At 58.1% G+C, this 14,614-nt stretch carries 17 protein-coding genes; 13 read left to right on the top strand and 4 right to left on the bottom strand.

The window, feature by feature from the left end; all coding sequences use genetic code 11:
• Positions 1-1,188 carry an amino acid deaminase gene (locus OOT55_RS13155; RefSeq protein WP_265366310.1) on the bottom strand — a complete coding sequence of 396 codons (1,188 nt, stop codon included), beginning with the start codon at positions 1,186-1,188 and terminating at the stop codon, positions 1-3.
• Between the two features lie 250 nt (positions 1,189-1,438).
• Between OOT55_RS13155 and OOT55_RS13150 the strand changes: the two genes are divergently transcribed.
• The 12 genes from OOT55_RS13150 (at position 1,439) to OOT55_RS13095 (ending at position 11,020) form a co-directional block, all read left to right on the top strand.
• On the top strand, positions 1,439-2,305 hold the full coding sequence (locus tag OOT55_RS13150; protein WP_265366309.1) for a MurR/RpiR family transcriptional regulator: 867 nt from the start codon (positions 1,439-1,441) through the stop codon (positions 2,303-2,305).
• Positions 2,306-2,333: 28 nt separating this feature from the next.
• The gene (locus OOT55_RS13145; RefSeq protein ID WP_265366308.1) at positions 2,334-3,770 is read left to right on the top strand and encodes an N-acyl-D-amino-acid deacylase family protein; all 1,437 of its coding nucleotides are present in this window, start codon (positions 2,334-2,336) and stop codon (positions 3,768-3,770) included.
• A gap of 63 nt (positions 3,771-3,833) precedes the next feature.
• Entirely contained in the window at positions 3,834-4,220 is a 387-nt protein-coding gene (locus OOT55_RS13140) for a RidA family protein (RefSeq protein ID WP_265366307.1), read from the top strand.
• Positions 4,217-5,671 (top strand): sodium:solute symporter family protein, encoded by a 1,455-nt coding sequence (locus tag OOT55_RS13135; protein ID WP_265366306.1) that lies wholly within the window; start codon positions 4,217-4,219, stop codon positions 5,669-5,671. Before OOT55_RS13140 ends, OOT55_RS13135 begins: the two co-directional genes overlap by 4 nt.
• Before the next feature lie 58 nt (positions 5,672-5,729).
• Positions 5,730-5,963, top strand: a complete 234-nt coding sequence (locus tag OOT55_RS13130; protein ID WP_265366305.1) for a hypothetical protein — start codon at positions 5,730-5,732, stop codon at positions 5,961-5,963.
• A gap of 126 nt (positions 5,964-6,089) precedes the next feature.
• The gene (locus OOT55_RS13125) at positions 6,090-6,920 is read left to right on the top strand and encodes an alpha/beta fold hydrolase (RefSeq protein WP_265366304.1); all 831 of its coding nucleotides are present in this window, start codon (positions 6,090-6,092) and stop codon (positions 6,918-6,920) included.
• On the top strand, positions 6,910-7,872 hold the full coding sequence (locus OOT55_RS13120) for a sensor domain-containing diguanylate cyclase (protein WP_265366303.1): 963 nt from the start codon (positions 6,910-6,912) through the stop codon (positions 7,870-7,872). The genes OOT55_RS13125 and OOT55_RS13120 overlap by 11 nt, the downstream gene beginning before the upstream one ends.
• Positions 7,873-8,346: 474 nt before the next feature.
• Positions 8,347-9,195: a hypothetical protein gene (locus OOT55_RS13115; RefSeq protein ID WP_265366302.1), complete on the top strand. Its 849-nt coding sequence runs from the start codon at positions 8,347-8,349 to the stop codon at positions 9,193-9,195.
• On the top strand, positions 9,188-9,601 hold the full coding sequence (locus tag OOT55_RS13110; RefSeq protein ID WP_265366301.1) for a hypothetical protein: 414 nt from the start codon (positions 9,188-9,190) through the stop codon (positions 9,599-9,601). Before OOT55_RS13115 ends, OOT55_RS13110 begins: the two co-directional genes overlap by 8 nt.
• Positions 9,602-9,671: 70 nt before the next feature.
• On the top strand, positions 9,672-10,061 hold the full coding sequence (locus OOT55_RS13105; RefSeq protein ID WP_265366300.1) for a hypothetical protein: 390 nt from the start codon (positions 9,672-9,674) through the stop codon (positions 10,059-10,061).
• 120 nt (positions 10,062-10,181) lie between these two features.
• On the top strand, positions 10,182-10,814 hold the full coding sequence (locus OOT55_RS13100; RefSeq protein ID WP_265366299.1) for a recombinase family protein: 633 nt from the start codon (positions 10,182-10,184) through the stop codon (positions 10,812-10,814).
• Between the two features lie 47 nt (positions 10,815-10,861).
• Positions 10,862-11,020, top strand: a complete 159-nt coding sequence (locus OOT55_RS13095) for a hypothetical protein (RefSeq protein WP_189383396.1) — start codon at positions 10,862-10,864, stop codon at positions 11,018-11,020.
• A 207-nt stretch (positions 11,021-11,227) separates the two neighbouring features.
• Here OOT55_RS13095 and OOT55_RS13090 read toward each other — a convergent pair whose 3' ends face one another.
• Genes OOT55_RS13090 through OOT55_RS13080 form a run of 3 tightly spaced genes read right to left on the bottom strand, consistent with a single transcriptional unit; the run spans position 11,228 to position 13,951 of the window.
• Positions 11,228-12,517 (bottom strand): ISL3-like element ISPpu12 family transposase, encoded by a 1,290-nt coding sequence (locus OOT55_RS13090; RefSeq protein ID WP_265366298.1) that lies wholly within the window; start codon positions 12,515-12,517, stop codon positions 11,228-11,230.
• Between the two features lie 21 nt (positions 12,518-12,538).
• Entirely contained in the window at positions 12,539-13,051 is a 513-nt protein-coding gene (gene lspA / locus OOT55_RS13085; RefSeq protein WP_008740521.1) for a signal peptidase II, read from the bottom strand.
• Positions 13,052-13,054: 3 nt separating this feature from the next.
• Positions 13,055-13,951, bottom strand: coding sequence for a cation transporter (locus OOT55_RS13080; RefSeq protein WP_265366297.1), 897 nt, complete (start codon positions 13,949-13,951; stop codon positions 13,055-13,057).
• 95 nt (positions 13,952-14,046) lie between these two features.
• Here OOT55_RS13080 and cadR point away from each other — a divergent pair, with 95 nt between their 5' ends.
• Complete coding sequence (gene cadR, locus OOT55_RS13075) at positions 14,047-14,454, top strand: Cd(II)/Pb(II)-responsive transcriptional regulator (RefSeq protein WP_004364961.1); 408 nt, start codon at positions 14,047-14,049, stop codon at positions 14,452-14,454.
• Positions 14,455-14,614 lie beyond the last annotated feature (160 nt).

Below are 14,614 nucleotides of genomic sequence, written 5' to 3'. Positions count from 1 at the left end.
TCAAAAGCGGGTCTCCACTCGGCGAAGTAGCTGATAATCATCGTCAATGACCAGTAACTGACGCCACTTGTCAAAGGTCAGACACGGGTGAGAGGTGGCCAGGGCAATGATATCCCCAACGCGCACATCGGCGTCTTCGGGCAGCCTCAGCCGGCTGTGGTGGTCCATGATGTGGTCGACCTGCCAGAGCGCCGGGGCACGTCGAGGAGCCGCATCGCCGGGGCGATAATGCAGCACCGGTTGCGGTAGCCCCGCATCGAAGGCCACCTCCCGTTTCCCGAGGGTCAGGATGGCCACGCCCGGCTCGGGCACCGATTGCACATAGGCCCAGACCTCCAGACTCGATTGCAGGTCGCCTCCGGGCTGACAGTCACGGGGCAGACGCGCCATGATCCGGCTCTGGGCGTCCCAGTAAATGCCCATGTCGTGAATCAGGTAACAGCCCGGGCGCAGGACTGGCAGAATGCGTTGTTTACCCGCCGTTTCGCGGACCGGGCCGAACACTTCCATCACCATATCGTACCAGGCCGATCCGGCGCCGGTGAGAATCACGGTGTTGGTCGCAAACCGCCCCTGCTGATACAGCGACAGACAAATGTCTCGCACCTTCAATAGGTGCTCTCGCACCAGCGCGTCCGGGTCGCCACCGTGGATCACGCCTTCATAGGTTTCCACTCCGGCCAACTGCAATGCCGGCGCCTCTGCCAGTTCGTCCAATACCGCATCGATCTGCTCGGCCGTGCGACAACCACAGCGCCCACCGGCCACGCCGATCTCCAGTAATACCTTGAGGGTCTGCCCCTGCGGCGCAAAAAAATCATTGAGGGCGCGTACGTTGTCCGGTGAGTCCACCAGGCAGTAGTAGTCAAGGCCGCCGCTCAATAGCTGGCTGATCGAAACCATGTTGGCTTTGCCGACGAGCTGGTTGGCCATCAGCACCCGGGGCACCCCCGCCTCGGCCGCGGCCTGCACCTGGGGAACGGTAGCCAGGGTAATGCCCCAGGCACCGGCGTCCAGTTGGCGACGGAAAAAGTCGGGGGTCATGGTGGTTTTGCCGTGAGGGCAGAGAAGAACACCGTTCTGTTCGGCAAACCGTTGCATCCAGTGCAGGTTGTTCTCGAGTCGGGACTGGTACACCACCGCCGCCGGCAGCGGCAGGTCTTCTTCCAGAAGGTTCGGCCTGTTCATAAAACACCTTTGTGAATTGTTCAGGCAGCGTGGCGTCCGGGCGGTAACGGGTACACCCAGGCGCAGCACTCAACGACGCAGTGCCGCTATCATCAGGCCAATGATAGAAATTACCAAAACATAAAGTCAAGTATTGAAAATAACAAACACGGTATCTATACTGGCCTCAAGTTTCGTATGATCGGCTCAGGGGTTCCCTGGCCCGAGGTCGGGGACGGATCGGTCTTATAACCAGATACAGGACACCGCCGTGAGCCACGAACCAGACATCATCTCGCGCATCAATACACTGTACAGCCACCTGCGCGATGCGGAACAGAAAATTGCCCGACTGGTGCTCGACGACATGAGCTTCGCCGCTCAGGCCAGCATCAGCGAGCTGGCCGAGCGCGCCGGGGTGAGTGAAGCCACCATCACCCGGTTTGCCAAAGCCATTGAATGCAAAAATGTGCGCGACCTGAAAATGCGCCTGGCCCAAGCCGAAGCGGTCGGGCAGCGGTTTTACACCGATGTGCGCCCCGAGCCCGGCGGCATTTACAGTGTCTATGAAACCATCAAGACCACGCTGGACCACAACGCCCAGTTGGTGACCGAGGCGGTCATTCGCCCGGCAGTGGAGTGGCTGTCCAAATCGCGCCAGATACTGATTTTCGGGGTCGGCGGAGGCTCCACCGTGATGGCCCAGGAGTGTCAGCACCGGTTTTTCCGATTGGGTTTTGCGGCCACGGCCTACTCGGATCCGATGTTGATGCGTATGGCCGCCTCGGCCATCGACAGTAACGATGTGGTGTTGTGCTTGTCGCTGGGCGGTTACAGCCCCGATGTGCAGGAGGCCGCAGAGATTGCCAAAGAGTATGGCGCGCGCACCATCGGCATTACCGTGGCGGATTCGCCGCTCGGAAAACTCGTGGATCAGTTGATCCCGATGCAGCCACTTGAGACGGATTATATTTTCAAGCCGAGTGCATCCCGCTATGTGATGCTCGCGGCGATTGATGTGCTGGCCACGGAGTTGGCCGCCAAACACAAGCGCAGAAGCCGCGAGGCCCTGCGTCGGATAAAACATACGCTGGACACCCACAAGCGCGGACAGGATCGCCTGCCTCTGGGGGACTGAACCAGCGCACGATCACAGTGGGCTAGTTATGGGATATCACACGCTGATTCGCGGCGCGCTGGTAGTGGATGGCAGCGGCGCCGACGCATACCGGGCCGATGTGGCGATTGAGAACCAGCGTGTGGCGCGTATTGCCGAGCAGATTGACGCCGCCGCCGATACCATGGTCGACGCTGATGGCCTGGTGTTGGCACCGGGCTTTATCGATGTGCATACCCATGACGACCTGGCGGTGATCCATCAGCCCGAGATGACGCCCAAACTCAGCCAGGGCGTCACCAGTGTGATTGTCGGCAACTGTGGCATCAGCGCCAGTCCGGTACAACTCAACCGCGAGCCGCCTGACCCGCTGAACCTGCTGGGCGAACGGGCAGACTTTCAATACCCCACCTTTGCAGACTACGCCCGTGCGGTGCAGTCCGCCCGTCCGGCGGTCAACGTTGGAGCGCTGGTCGGACACACGGCGCTGCGGATTGGCCACATGGCGGAATTGCAACGTACCGCAACCGAACAGGAGTTGGCGTCGATGCGCATCGAGTTGCGCGAGGCGCTGCAGCAAGGCGCTCTGGGCATGAGCTCCGGGCTGGCCTATCGCAATGCCAAGCAGTCCGACACGACGGAAGTGTTGGCCTTGGTCAAAGAGTTGACCGCGTTCGGAGCGATCTACACCACCCATCTGCGGACCGAGTTTGACCAGATTATCGACGCCATGGACGAAGCGCTGGACACGGCCCGGGAAGGGCGGGTGCCGCTGATCGTGTCTCACCTGAAGTGCGCGGGCAAAGGCAACTGGGGGCGCAGCACCGAAGTGTTATCGCATCTTCAGAGCGCCGCCGCTCACCAGAAAGTCGCCTGCGACTGCTACCCCTATACCGCCAGTTCCAGCACTCTGGATCTGTCCCAGGTCACGCCGGATAGCGACGTATTCATTACCTGGTCCCGGGCGTTTCCCGAGCAGGGCGGACGCACGCTGGCGGCCATTGCCGAAGAGTGGAAGCTCTCACTGATGGAAGCGGCCGAGCGACTGCAACCGGCCGGTGCGGTGTACCACTGTATGGCGGTCGAGGATGTCGAGAATATTCTGAGTCACCCGCTGACCATGATCGGCTCCGATGGCCTGCCCAAAGATCCGCATCCGCACCCGCGCCTGTGGGGGGCCTTCCCCCGGGTGCTGGCCCACTACTGTCGCGAGCGACAACTCTTTGACCTGCCAACGGCGATTCACAAAATGACCGGCCGTTCAGCGGCGGAGTTTGGCCTGCGCGATCGCGGTCTTATTCGTGAAGGCGCCTTTGCGGATCTGGTGCTGTTTGATTTCGATCGTATTGAATCCACTGCGACGTTCGAGCAGCCGGAGCAGGTCGCCCGGGGTATTCACCGGGTGTGGGTGAACGGCGCCTTGAGCTATCAACCCGGGCGCACCGGTCTGGAGCGACGGGGCGAATTTCTGTTTCGCGGGCGATAGCGCCCAGAACATCCGTGCCTGTTTTCAACTCTGATTTTAAACCGCAATGATAAGGAGTCCTGTGTGAGTATTCAGCGTTACGGTACCGAAGGAGGTGTGGGCACCGGTGGCCAGGCCCTGCCTTTTGCCCGCGCCGCCGGCGCGGCAGGGTGGCTGTATGTATCCGGGCAGACCCCGATGCGCGAGGGAGAAGTGGTGGAAGGCGGTATCGTCGAGCAGTCGCAACTGGCCATCGATAACTGTTTTGCGATCATGCGCGAAGCCGGTTACGGCCCGGAACATGTGGTGCACGTGACGGTGATTCTCACCGACGCCCGATATTTCCAGTCGTTCAATAAAGTGTTCAAGCAGAATTTTGGCGATCATCCGCCCGCCCGTATCTGTTCTGTGTGCGATCTGGTGGTGGACTGTAAAGTGGAAGTGGGCGTGGTCTGCTACAAAGACGCATGAACAGCACGCTGTTTCTCTCCACCTTCGCCGCCTATGTGGGATTTCTGATTGCCCTGAGCTGGTGGGTGACTCGCCGACATCAAGGCGGCGAAGACTTTCTGCTGGCCGGGCGCAGCCTGCCCATTTTTCTTACCATTGGTACCACGGTAGCGACCATGGTGGGCACCGGGTCCTCCATGGGTGCGGTGGGTTTCGGCTACGCCAATGGTTGGGCCGGCGCGCTCTATGGCCTGGGCGGCGCCATCGGAATTCTGTTGTTGGCAGCCTGGTTTGCGCCGGCGCGGGAGTACCGGTTCATGACCATGAGCGAAGAGCTCTCTTTTTATGTGGGGGCCAACCGCCTGGTGAAAAATATCGTGGCCGTGCTGATTTTTCTCGCCTGCATCGGTTGGCTCGGCGCCCATATTCTCGGCGGCGGCCTGTACCTGGCCTGGATCGCCGGTATGGACCTTGATGTGGCCCGCACGGTGGTGGCGTTGAGCTTTGCCATCTATGTGATCGTCGGTGGATACCGCGCGGTGGTCTGGACCGATACACTTCAGGCGATTGTCCTGTTCGGTGGTTTTATATTGATGGCGGCTCTGGCGGTGCACGCCGCAGGCGGCTGGAGTGCGTTGCTCGCGGCCCAGCCCGAGGCGAATGTCGCGACTCTGGCGCGGGAGTCCATCGGGGGTTTGCCGGCCTTGTCGTTGGTATTGGTCATCGCCGTGGGGGTGTTGGCCACGCCGTCGTTTCGCCAGCGGATTTATTCGGCGCGCAGCGTCGGCTCCGTGCGTCGCTCCTTTGTCATTTCCGGTACCCTGTATCTGTTCTTCTCACTGGTGCCCGCCATCATTGGTATGGGCGCCTATGCGCTCAACCCCGAACTGGATAATCGCAATTTTGCCTTTCCGTTTCTGGCGGTGGAAGTGCTGCCGGTGGGCGTCGGGTTGGTGGTGCTGATTGCCGGGCTTTCCGCCACCATGTCCAGCGCCAGCTCCGATGCCATGGCGGGGGTGGCGGTGCTGATGCGTGATCTGTGGATGATGGTGACCGGGCGCATGCCATCGCGCGCCAGGGTGGTGCGAGATTCACGTATCACGCTGGTGGTAGTGATCGGCAGTGCCTGGCTGATGGCGTCCCTGTCCGATGACCTGATCGGCTATATCACCGGCATGATCTCCACCCTGATGGCGGGCATGTTCGCCTGTGGCCTGCTGGGTCGCTTCTGGCCCCGTTACAACTGGCAGGGCGCGCTGGCGTCTTTGCTGGGAGGGGCACTTGCTTCGGTCTGGGTGATGACCTCGTTTATGACCTTCTGGGGCAATCCGGTCATTCCGGCGGTCATCACGGCAATGGGCGCAGGAGTCCTGGTCAGTCTGATGACCAGACCTCAGGCCCTCACCCCAACACAGGCCCTGGCCAGGCTGGACCGGGAACGGGAGCGGATGGAGGCCGGCGTGGAGTCCTGAGTACTGTCTGGGGTATCCTGAACGGGTATCTTGACCGACCAACAGAGGAGGCTTACGGGTGAGCACGCAGCTCAAAGCATTGGAACTGGCCCGAGAGGGGGATTGGCATGGCGCTCACGACCTGGTGCAGGCGCACGATGATCCCCTCTCCTGTCTGATTCACGGCTATCTGCATCGCGAGGAGGGTGACCTCGGCAATGCGGGGTACTGGTATCGTCGCGCGGGAGAGACCCTGCCGGACAATACCCTGGAGGAAGAGTGGCAGCGACTACGCCAGCGCGCCGCTGGCTGACCGGCCGTTGCGCGATCGGAGGTTGGCGCAAAAATCATTATAAAGTGGTCCGTATACACGGCAGCCTCTGCTACCATCAGCTATCTTGATGAGGTATCGGGCCGGAGGCCCTCGACCGAGGTACTCATGTTATCTGCTGACATCCTCAGGCGACACCAGACTTCATGGTTGGGGCCTGCTCCCGACTCAACCGATCGACCGACGTTGATTCTTGCTCACGGTATTGGCTGTGATCAACAGATCTGGGCGTCGGTGGCGGATGCCCTGACCCGGGAGTATCCGGTGGTGCTGTTTGATCACATCGGTTGCGGCCGCTCCGATCGAAGTGCGTTCGATGCTGAGCGCTACGCCGACCTATCGGCTTACGCCGAGGATCTGATTGAGCTGGTGCAGGCCCTCGGCCTGGAGCGGCGGCCTATTCTGGTCGGGCACTCGGTCAGCGGGGCCATTGGCTGGCTGGCATCGATCGTCGAACCGGGATTGTTTCGTCAAGTCATCGCCATCGGCCCATCACCCCGTTATATCAATGATCCGCCGGATTACTACGGCGGTTTCGAGCTCGAGGACGTGCACGAGCTGTTGGACCTGATGGAACGAAACCACTTTGAGTGGGCCGGCTATCTGGCGCCGATTGTCATGGCCAACGGCGACCGACCCGCCCTTGCCGAGCAACTGCGTCAAAGCTTTCTCAATGCCGACCCCGCGATGTCCCGTCGCTTTGCCGAGACCACTTTTTTCAGTGATATCCGCGATCGGTTGTCCGAGGTTCAGGTGCCCACGCTGATGCTGTACTGCGAACAGGATGTGATTGTTCCACCCGCAGTGATCGAATACCTCGAATGGGCCCTGCCCAAAGGAAGCATCCGACGGCTCGACGCAACGGGCCACTACCCTCAGGTCAGCAACCCTGAGGCGGTGGCCCGTGCCGTGATTGAGGGCGCTCAACATGCAACCTGACATAGACCGCCTGCCGGGCGGCCTTATCGTGCTCAATGAGGCCAACATCGTGACCGCCGTCAATCGGACGCTCTGCGACTGGCTGGGCCGGGCAGGGTCGGAACTGGTCGGACATACGCCCGAGAGCTGGATGACCGGTGGTTCCAGAATCTACTATCTGGGGCATGTGTTACCGGCGCTGCGCCTGCATGGCCACGCCGAGGAAATGAGCCTGACGTTGACCAACGCTTCCGGGCAACCCCTGCCGGTGCTGCTCAGCGCATCCTCAGTGGCCGGGGGTGAACCGGGTTATCAATTACTGCTGTTGCCCATGCAGCGACGCAACCTGGTCGAGGAACAACTGCAACAAGCACGTAAAGCGGCTGAACAGGCGAAGGAAGAAAAAGCCCAGGCTCTGGAGCAGGTGCAAGCGCTCGCCCATGAACTGAAGCTGCGCCAGGAACAGCTTTCCGAAGTCAACGCACAACTGGAGCGGATGGCAACACAAGACCCGCTGACCGGCCTCGCCAACCGCCGAGTTTACGATAAACAGATAGAGACACAGTTGGCCCTGTTCCATCGTACGCGCACGCCATTCGCCATGATGCTCACAGACATTGACCTCTTTAAGCGGATCAACGACCGCTTTGGTCACGACGCGGGCGATCGGGTGCTGAAAGATGTCGCTCAGTGCTTGCATCAGGGGCTGAGGGAAACTGATACACTCGTGCGCATGGGCGGTGAAGAGTTTGCGCTTATTCTCCCGAGCACGACCGCGGAACAGGCGGTCAGGGTCGCCGAGCGCAAGCGCGAACTGGTGGCCCAATATGGCGGTCGTTATGGTGAAGTCACCATGAGTTTCGGTGTTACCGAAGTCTGCCCGGACGACACCAAAAGCCTGCTCTACGGGCGTGCCGACCGGGCGCTTTACGAGGCCAAGCATCAGGGGCGAAATCGGGTGTGTGTCCGCTGAGGAATTTTTTTGGGCTGACATTCATCTGGCGCAACATCGCTCGCGCGTTGTTCCCGGGCTGAGGTAAGGTCACTCAATATTCTGGATCTGCTCGAAGAATAATAATTTAAAAGTCTTTAAAAACAGATGCTTGCCTTAGTTTTTGCATCGATCTTCACCCAATACTACCCATTTTACTACCCATGGATAGAAACTTTATCTCTGATCGGCCCAATCGGTTACTACCCATGATTATAAACTGGGATAAGTGGGAAACTGGGAATTTCTGATCCTTTTCCGATTTACCAACACCTTGTCTCAACCGAAAAAACCTGCTGGCAAGTCTAGCAAGAGCGCGGCTCCCGATGCACCACTGCGAATAGATCGAAGTTTGTACTAACAGAACAAACCATTGATTTTATTAGATATTTTTTGATTTTTCTCTTGCATATTTGTAACTTCGTGCGAGTATTTTAGAAATCGCAGGAGTTCAAAATGACCAAGTTGAAGACCATTTGTTTTGCTGTAACTACAGCCGTGCTCGCGGGTTGCGCTGCCATGCCTCGACAATATGACGACGAATCATCCCGCGCACTGAATCTGGCCCGTTCCGGGGGCATCTACGACCAGGACCTGCGGGACTCACCAGACGGCACCCGCTCTTATCGCAAAAGCCTGGTGATGGGCGCCCTCGACCTGGCCAGTCTGGCTACCTCATTAGATGCACCACTCCGTCATCTTACGGGCACCCAGACACTGCTATTTAACGCCACTGACATCATGATGACGCCGGACAACCCTTCGGCGCGACCCAGCCTGATGGGCTGGATGCCGGAATCACTGGCGGCGAACGAGGATGACGCCTATGACCACTATGTTGCAGTCGTAGATGAGGCCATCACCCAGGCCGCCGAGTCGATGGCGATAAAGGTAACGAAGCTCACAGACGTGAATACGCCGGAGATTGATGGGAACCCGCTCATGCTGTGGTCGGTAACAGTCGAGCGATATGGCTGTGCCGATAGCAACTGCATCATCGCCTATAACATCCAACAACCGAATCACTGGAAGACACCAAGCTATGTCATCGGCGGTGAAGCAGCCAGTTACAACATCGCTGCCAACCATCCCGAGAAATATTCCCGACTGGTATTTCGGCAGTCCGGCCATGAACTCACCTTTCCTGTAGATGAATTCTATGGCGCTGTCAGCGCCGGCATGCCTCCCTGGATAGTGATGTACTTTCCACCGAACACCGTGATCCAGGACGGCGAGCCGCTCCCCTATCCGGTGTTGTATGAACAGGGCCAACAGCTGATGTTCAGGGAGCCCGACCATGAGTGACTGGCACGATGAACTTGAGTTGGCACTGCTGCCGCTGGAGGACCTGAGAGTCGATAGCGTCTACATGACTTTTGTGATCAGCAATGCCCTGAGCGAGCGAGGCATCTTCCATCAATGCCGGATCGGATACGCGGAGGACCGACTGAGCCGAATGACCACCGCTCCCCATTGCTGGGTCGAGCTCGAACAGGGCTGGTGTATCGATCTCCGGCTGAGACAGTGGCTGGGTGATGAGGACGACCTCCCTCATGGCGTATTCCAGCCAACCAACTACCCGCGAGCTCGATACCAAGGCACTGCGTTGGTGGTTCCACACCTGGACGTGGAAGACTTGAGGGCGATGACGAACGATGCCTACAGCAAGGTGAAATCGCCGTGGCTGGCCGGGCAAGCCGCAGCGGCCTGACGCCGGGCAAAACTTGCATTTTCTCAGGTTCTGGTAGCTTCGAAGTAAAGAACTATCGGGGACTGAGGCCATGGTAAGAGTGGCAAAAATCGTAACAGTGGGGCTCGCCGGGATCGGCGTTGTGGAGCTCGCCTTTAGGGGTACCGATGCAGCGCTTTACGCATGGTATTTATTGTTCGTGCTCTGGGTGGTCGCACTGTTCATTCGCTTCGCACTGGCCGTAGTCGATGCCTACAAGACGGTTTTCGCCAAGGGACCCGATGGGGAAATGACGTTTCCTGAATTCGAACAAAAGATGGCGTCGTTCAGTCGAGGCAGTGATGAGGAGGCAACCGGCGCGGGCAACAAGGCAACTTCCGGCAATGGGAGCAATGGCGGTACAGAGGGTTTCTTCGATGACGGCAGAATCAACCAGATTTATCGAGCGGACGATCCGTTCGGGGAGTTTCTCGACTCTTGAGGTGGTTCCTTATGGGTACAGATCAGGAGAACCAGGTGTTCGAGCCGGGTAATGGCCACCAGAACCACCTAAACCAGACCGGCCAGAGAGAACCACTTATAACAGACTGAGGAACCGACGATGTTTATTCGAGCCTACCTGCGGGCATCCACGCAGGAACAGAACGCGGAGCGAGCCCGGGAGTTACTGGTACAGTTCGCAGCCAACCACGGTCAGCGTATTGCCGCTTTCTACGTGGAGAATGTGTCCGGCGCTACCCTGCACCGCCCCGAGCTGATGAAACTAATCGCAGATTCTGGCGAGGGCGACATCGTTCTGGTCGAACAAATTGATCGGCTGGCTCGCCTCAAACAGAGTGACTGGGACTCCCTCAAGCAAAAGCTGGCCGCCAAGCGGTTAGCCATCGTCTCCCCGGAATTACCGACCAGTTGGCTCGCCCTGGAAAAGAAGGACGACACCGGTTTCACCGACTCCATTCTACGAGCGGTCAACGCCATGATGCTCGACATGCTGGCTGCCGTGGCCCGCAAAGATTACGAAGACCGTCGGCGCCGGCAGTTCCAGGGCATCCATAAAGCAAAAACGGAGGGTAAGTACCAGGGGCGGCAGCCAGACCTGAAGCGCAGGCAACACATCGCCAGTCTTCTCAAGAGCGGCCACAGCTACAGCGAAATACAGGAGATGCTGAGCTGCTCCCGGCACTTGATTGCGTCTGTCGCCAAAGAACAAAGACAGGCCGATGCTGCGGCCTGAACCAACAAAGTGCCCTGAAAGGGCAATCAACTATTGGAGACCTGAATATGCTGAACCTAGCTGCCACACTGATTGCATTTCTGAGCTTTGTCGCGGTCGTACTTTTTATCTGCGTTATGGCCTACCGCAACGCCGATCGGCTGGAAGCGTTCCTGGAGCGAAAGTTCCGAAAAAGATCACCCCGACACAATGGCGATCTGAAATAAATTCGGGGCAAACCGGTGTTCCTGCCCAAAACGGGCAGTTTGAGAGCCGTGCCTACTGCGTCGTCCATGGCAGCATAATCGTGAAGTCGATATGAGGTTATGCACATGACGGACAAAACAGCCATGCTTCCCGAAAGCTTTCTATTTTTGGGTATACGGATTTAATGGTTGATGGGGCACCTTCACCCCATCAATCTGATACCACCCTCAGATGGTTGATAGATCGACTCCGTAGTTGAGTTCCTCTGCGAAGTCCGGCAGTCCGTAACCGATGGTTTTCTTGTAGAAAGGAGAGACCTTCGCAGTCGGTGCCTTCTTCTTGTGCTTCGTGGTGTAGAGCATTCGTGCCCGCATCACCTCGAAGGAGTAACCGCGCCCTTCACGGTTCTTGTCCTTGGCCAGTCGGTTGATGGACTCCGTGTAAGCGTTGGTGACGGGCATGTCCGTCTCGAAGTAGGTCATGGTCTCTTCGCGCCAGTTTCCCACTGCCCTGACCAGATCGCTCCAGACTTCCTTTTGGCCCTTCGGGATGGTGGCTATCCACTCGTCCAGGGCGGCTTCTGCCTGGAGCCGTGTGGTGGCGTCCCAGATGCCGTAGAAGCGCTCCTTGTGCTCGTAGGCGGCCAGCAGTTGCGGGAACGCGCCTGTCCAGGTCTCCATGATGAGGCCCTCCCGGTCTGAGACTTCGTGAGCGCGTTTCAGCAGGATTTTCCGGTCTCCCTTGAGAGTCCGGCTCTGGGACGGTTTCAGCTCCTTTCTGAGGCCCTTGCGCACTCTCTCTAGGGCATCGTTGGCCATGCGCACCACATGGAACTTATCGACCACGATACGGGCCTGGGGCAGCACAGCCTTGACCGCTGCCCGGTAGGGGTTCCACATGTCCATGCTGACGATCTCGACCTTCTGCCGGTCTTTCAGCTTCATCAGGTAGTTGGTCACCACGTCCTGGCGGCGGGTGGCCAGCAGGTCGAGCAGGGTTCGCTCCTCAATGTTGGTCAGAATGCAGCGGTAGCGCTTGTTCAGGTATAGCTCGTCAATGCCCAGGATGCGGGGCGTCTCGAAGCGGTGCCAGCGCCCCAGGAACTCGGCGCGGGCGTTGAAGATGTCGCGCACCGTCTTCTCGTCCAGGCCGGTCTGTGCCGCCACAAAGGTGTAGGGGTGGTTGAAGGATTCCTTCTCCACGTACTCATGCAGCCGCAGTGTCATACGGAATCCGTCCACCATCTCCGGTAGCTGGGGCCTGAATGTTGTCTTGCAGGCCCGGCAGGTGTATCGGCGGCGGACCACCCAGAGAGTGACCCGCTTGCCGTGGATGGGCAGATCACGATAGGGAACGTCACGCTTGCCGAACCGTACGAACTCACCCTGCACGCCGCATTCCTCGCAGGCGATGGGATCGGGCACGTCCACCTGGAAGTGCATTTCGTCGTCGGTTGATTTGCAGCCCAGTACTTGGTATTGCGGCAGGTGAAGGATGTTGTCGGGAAGTTCGGTCATGGTGTTGTATAGGCGTAGGTGTCAGTCAGATCCATCCGGCTCGGCATTGGTGTTTGCTTTTTTACCCAACAAGCTGCTGGAAACGAAAAGTAAGGCACCGAGGACAATTGCAATATCAGCCAGGTTGAAGGCCGGCCAATGCCAGTCTCGCCAATAGAAATCAAAGGAATCCACAACATAGCCGCGAAAGACCCGGTCAATCAGGTTGCCCATGGCGCCACCGAGGATAAGACTGTAAGCGATGGCTTCTCCTTTATGACGATTTTCAAGGATCAGCTTGATCAGAAAAATCGAGACCACTACCGCGATTCCGATAAATAAGTAGCGCTGCCAGCCTCCACCATTCGCAAAAAGACTGAATGCGGCACCGGTGTTCCATAGGTGCACCCAGTTAAAGAACGGGGTCACCGAAACATACTCGCCATAGGCCATTGATTGCTGCACCAGCCACTTTACAGCCTGATCAGACGCTGCCAGCAGGCCCGATATGGACAATAGGGCATACGGCGAGAGCTTTTTGCCAATAATGAGCATTATTTAACCCTTCAACGCCAAAATGCGTCTGGCACCGTTAAGTACAATGCCCCCCGCGATGGTGCCGATAATCAGATCCGGATAATTGGAACCGGTCCACGCGACCAGGGCGCCGGCGGTGATGACCCCCAGGTTGATCACCACGTCGTTGGCCGAGAATATCCAGCTTGCCTTCATGTGCGCCCCGCCTTCCCGATGTTTGGATATGAGCAGCAGACAACTGGTATTGGCAATCAATGCGACGAATGCGATAGCCATCATCACCAGCGATTCAGGCTCACTACCGAATACAAAGCGTCTCACCACCTCTACGAGCACGCCCACAGCCAAGATCAGTTGCAGTACACCAGCAAGATGCGCGGCACGTACCTGCATTTTCACGCTATGTCCAACCGCATAAAGGGCAAGCCCGTACACCGCCGCATCGGCAAAATTGTCCAGGGATTCTCCAATCAGGCCGGTGGACTGGGCGATCAGACCGGCAGTCATTTCCACCACGAACAGAAGTGCATTGATGCCGAGCAACCAGCGCAGGGTCCCGGATTCTTGCTTAGCAGAAGCTGCCGAAAACTCGGCGGCCTTGATGGTCTCCGGATTTGCAGCGACGGTTTCCTGAAGCGAGGCGTCTAGCCCCAAGGTCTTCAGTTTCGAGGTGACGGGCTCGACCTCGCCGTCATGCACGACCTTCAGCCGGCGGTTCGACAAGTCGAAGGACAGCGCCCGAATCTCCTCAAAGCCGTTCAGGGCTAGGCGAATCATTCGTTCTTCTGATGGACAGTCCATCTTCGGCACGGCATAAACACTGACCCATCTCCCTGGCGCCTCGGAGGAGGCCTGTATATCGGTATCCGCTGCGGACGTTGCATCACCGCCACAGGCGCCACCACAGGATTTGCTCATGATACGACTCCACTTGAACAATGTTGTGGTACCATTTAAAACTATAAAGCTACTATAAGGTCAATAGAGTAAAGAATCCGTTGGGGAGGAGGCTGATGCGCATTGGTCAGTTGGCGCAGTTGGTAGGGGTCGAAACACAGACGATCCGCTTCTATGAACAGCAGGGCTTGTTGCCGCCGCCTGATCGGCAGGACAACGGTTACCGTGTCTATACCGAGAAGCATGGTGAGGGGCTGGCCTTCATCCGTCGCTGCAGAATCCTGGGCCTGTCACTGGCTGAGATTCACGAACTACAGAGCTATCAGGACGACCCTCATCAGCCTTGTACCGCCGTCAACGCCTTGCTCGATGATCACATCTCTCATGTGCGGTCGCAGATAACCGCTCTGCAAGCGCTTGAGAAACAACTCGTTTCACTGAGAGCGAGTTGCAACGATGACCGGGAAGTTGAGGCGTGTGGGGTTCTTGCTGGAATTAGCGAAGGAAACATGCACCAGCAGTAGGTGAAGCATCAACCAGATAATCCGATGAGATGCCGGTCTGTCTCACTCTCATGCAAAGGTAAGATCAACCATTTAATCCGCTTACCCCTATTTTTGCTGGAACAGGAAGAAAAGCGGAGGCAGCTGCGGGAGGACGCGGGGCTTCCGGCTATCACAATAC

It is taken from the genome of Marinimicrobium sp. C6131, assembly GCF_026153455.1.
GTDB lineage: Bacteria > Pseudomonadota > Gammaproteobacteria > Pseudomonadales > Cellvibrionaceae > Marinimicrobium.
The sequence above is the reverse complement of the archived record's forward strand: the minus strand, read 5'-3'. Positions and strand labels throughout refer to the sequence as shown.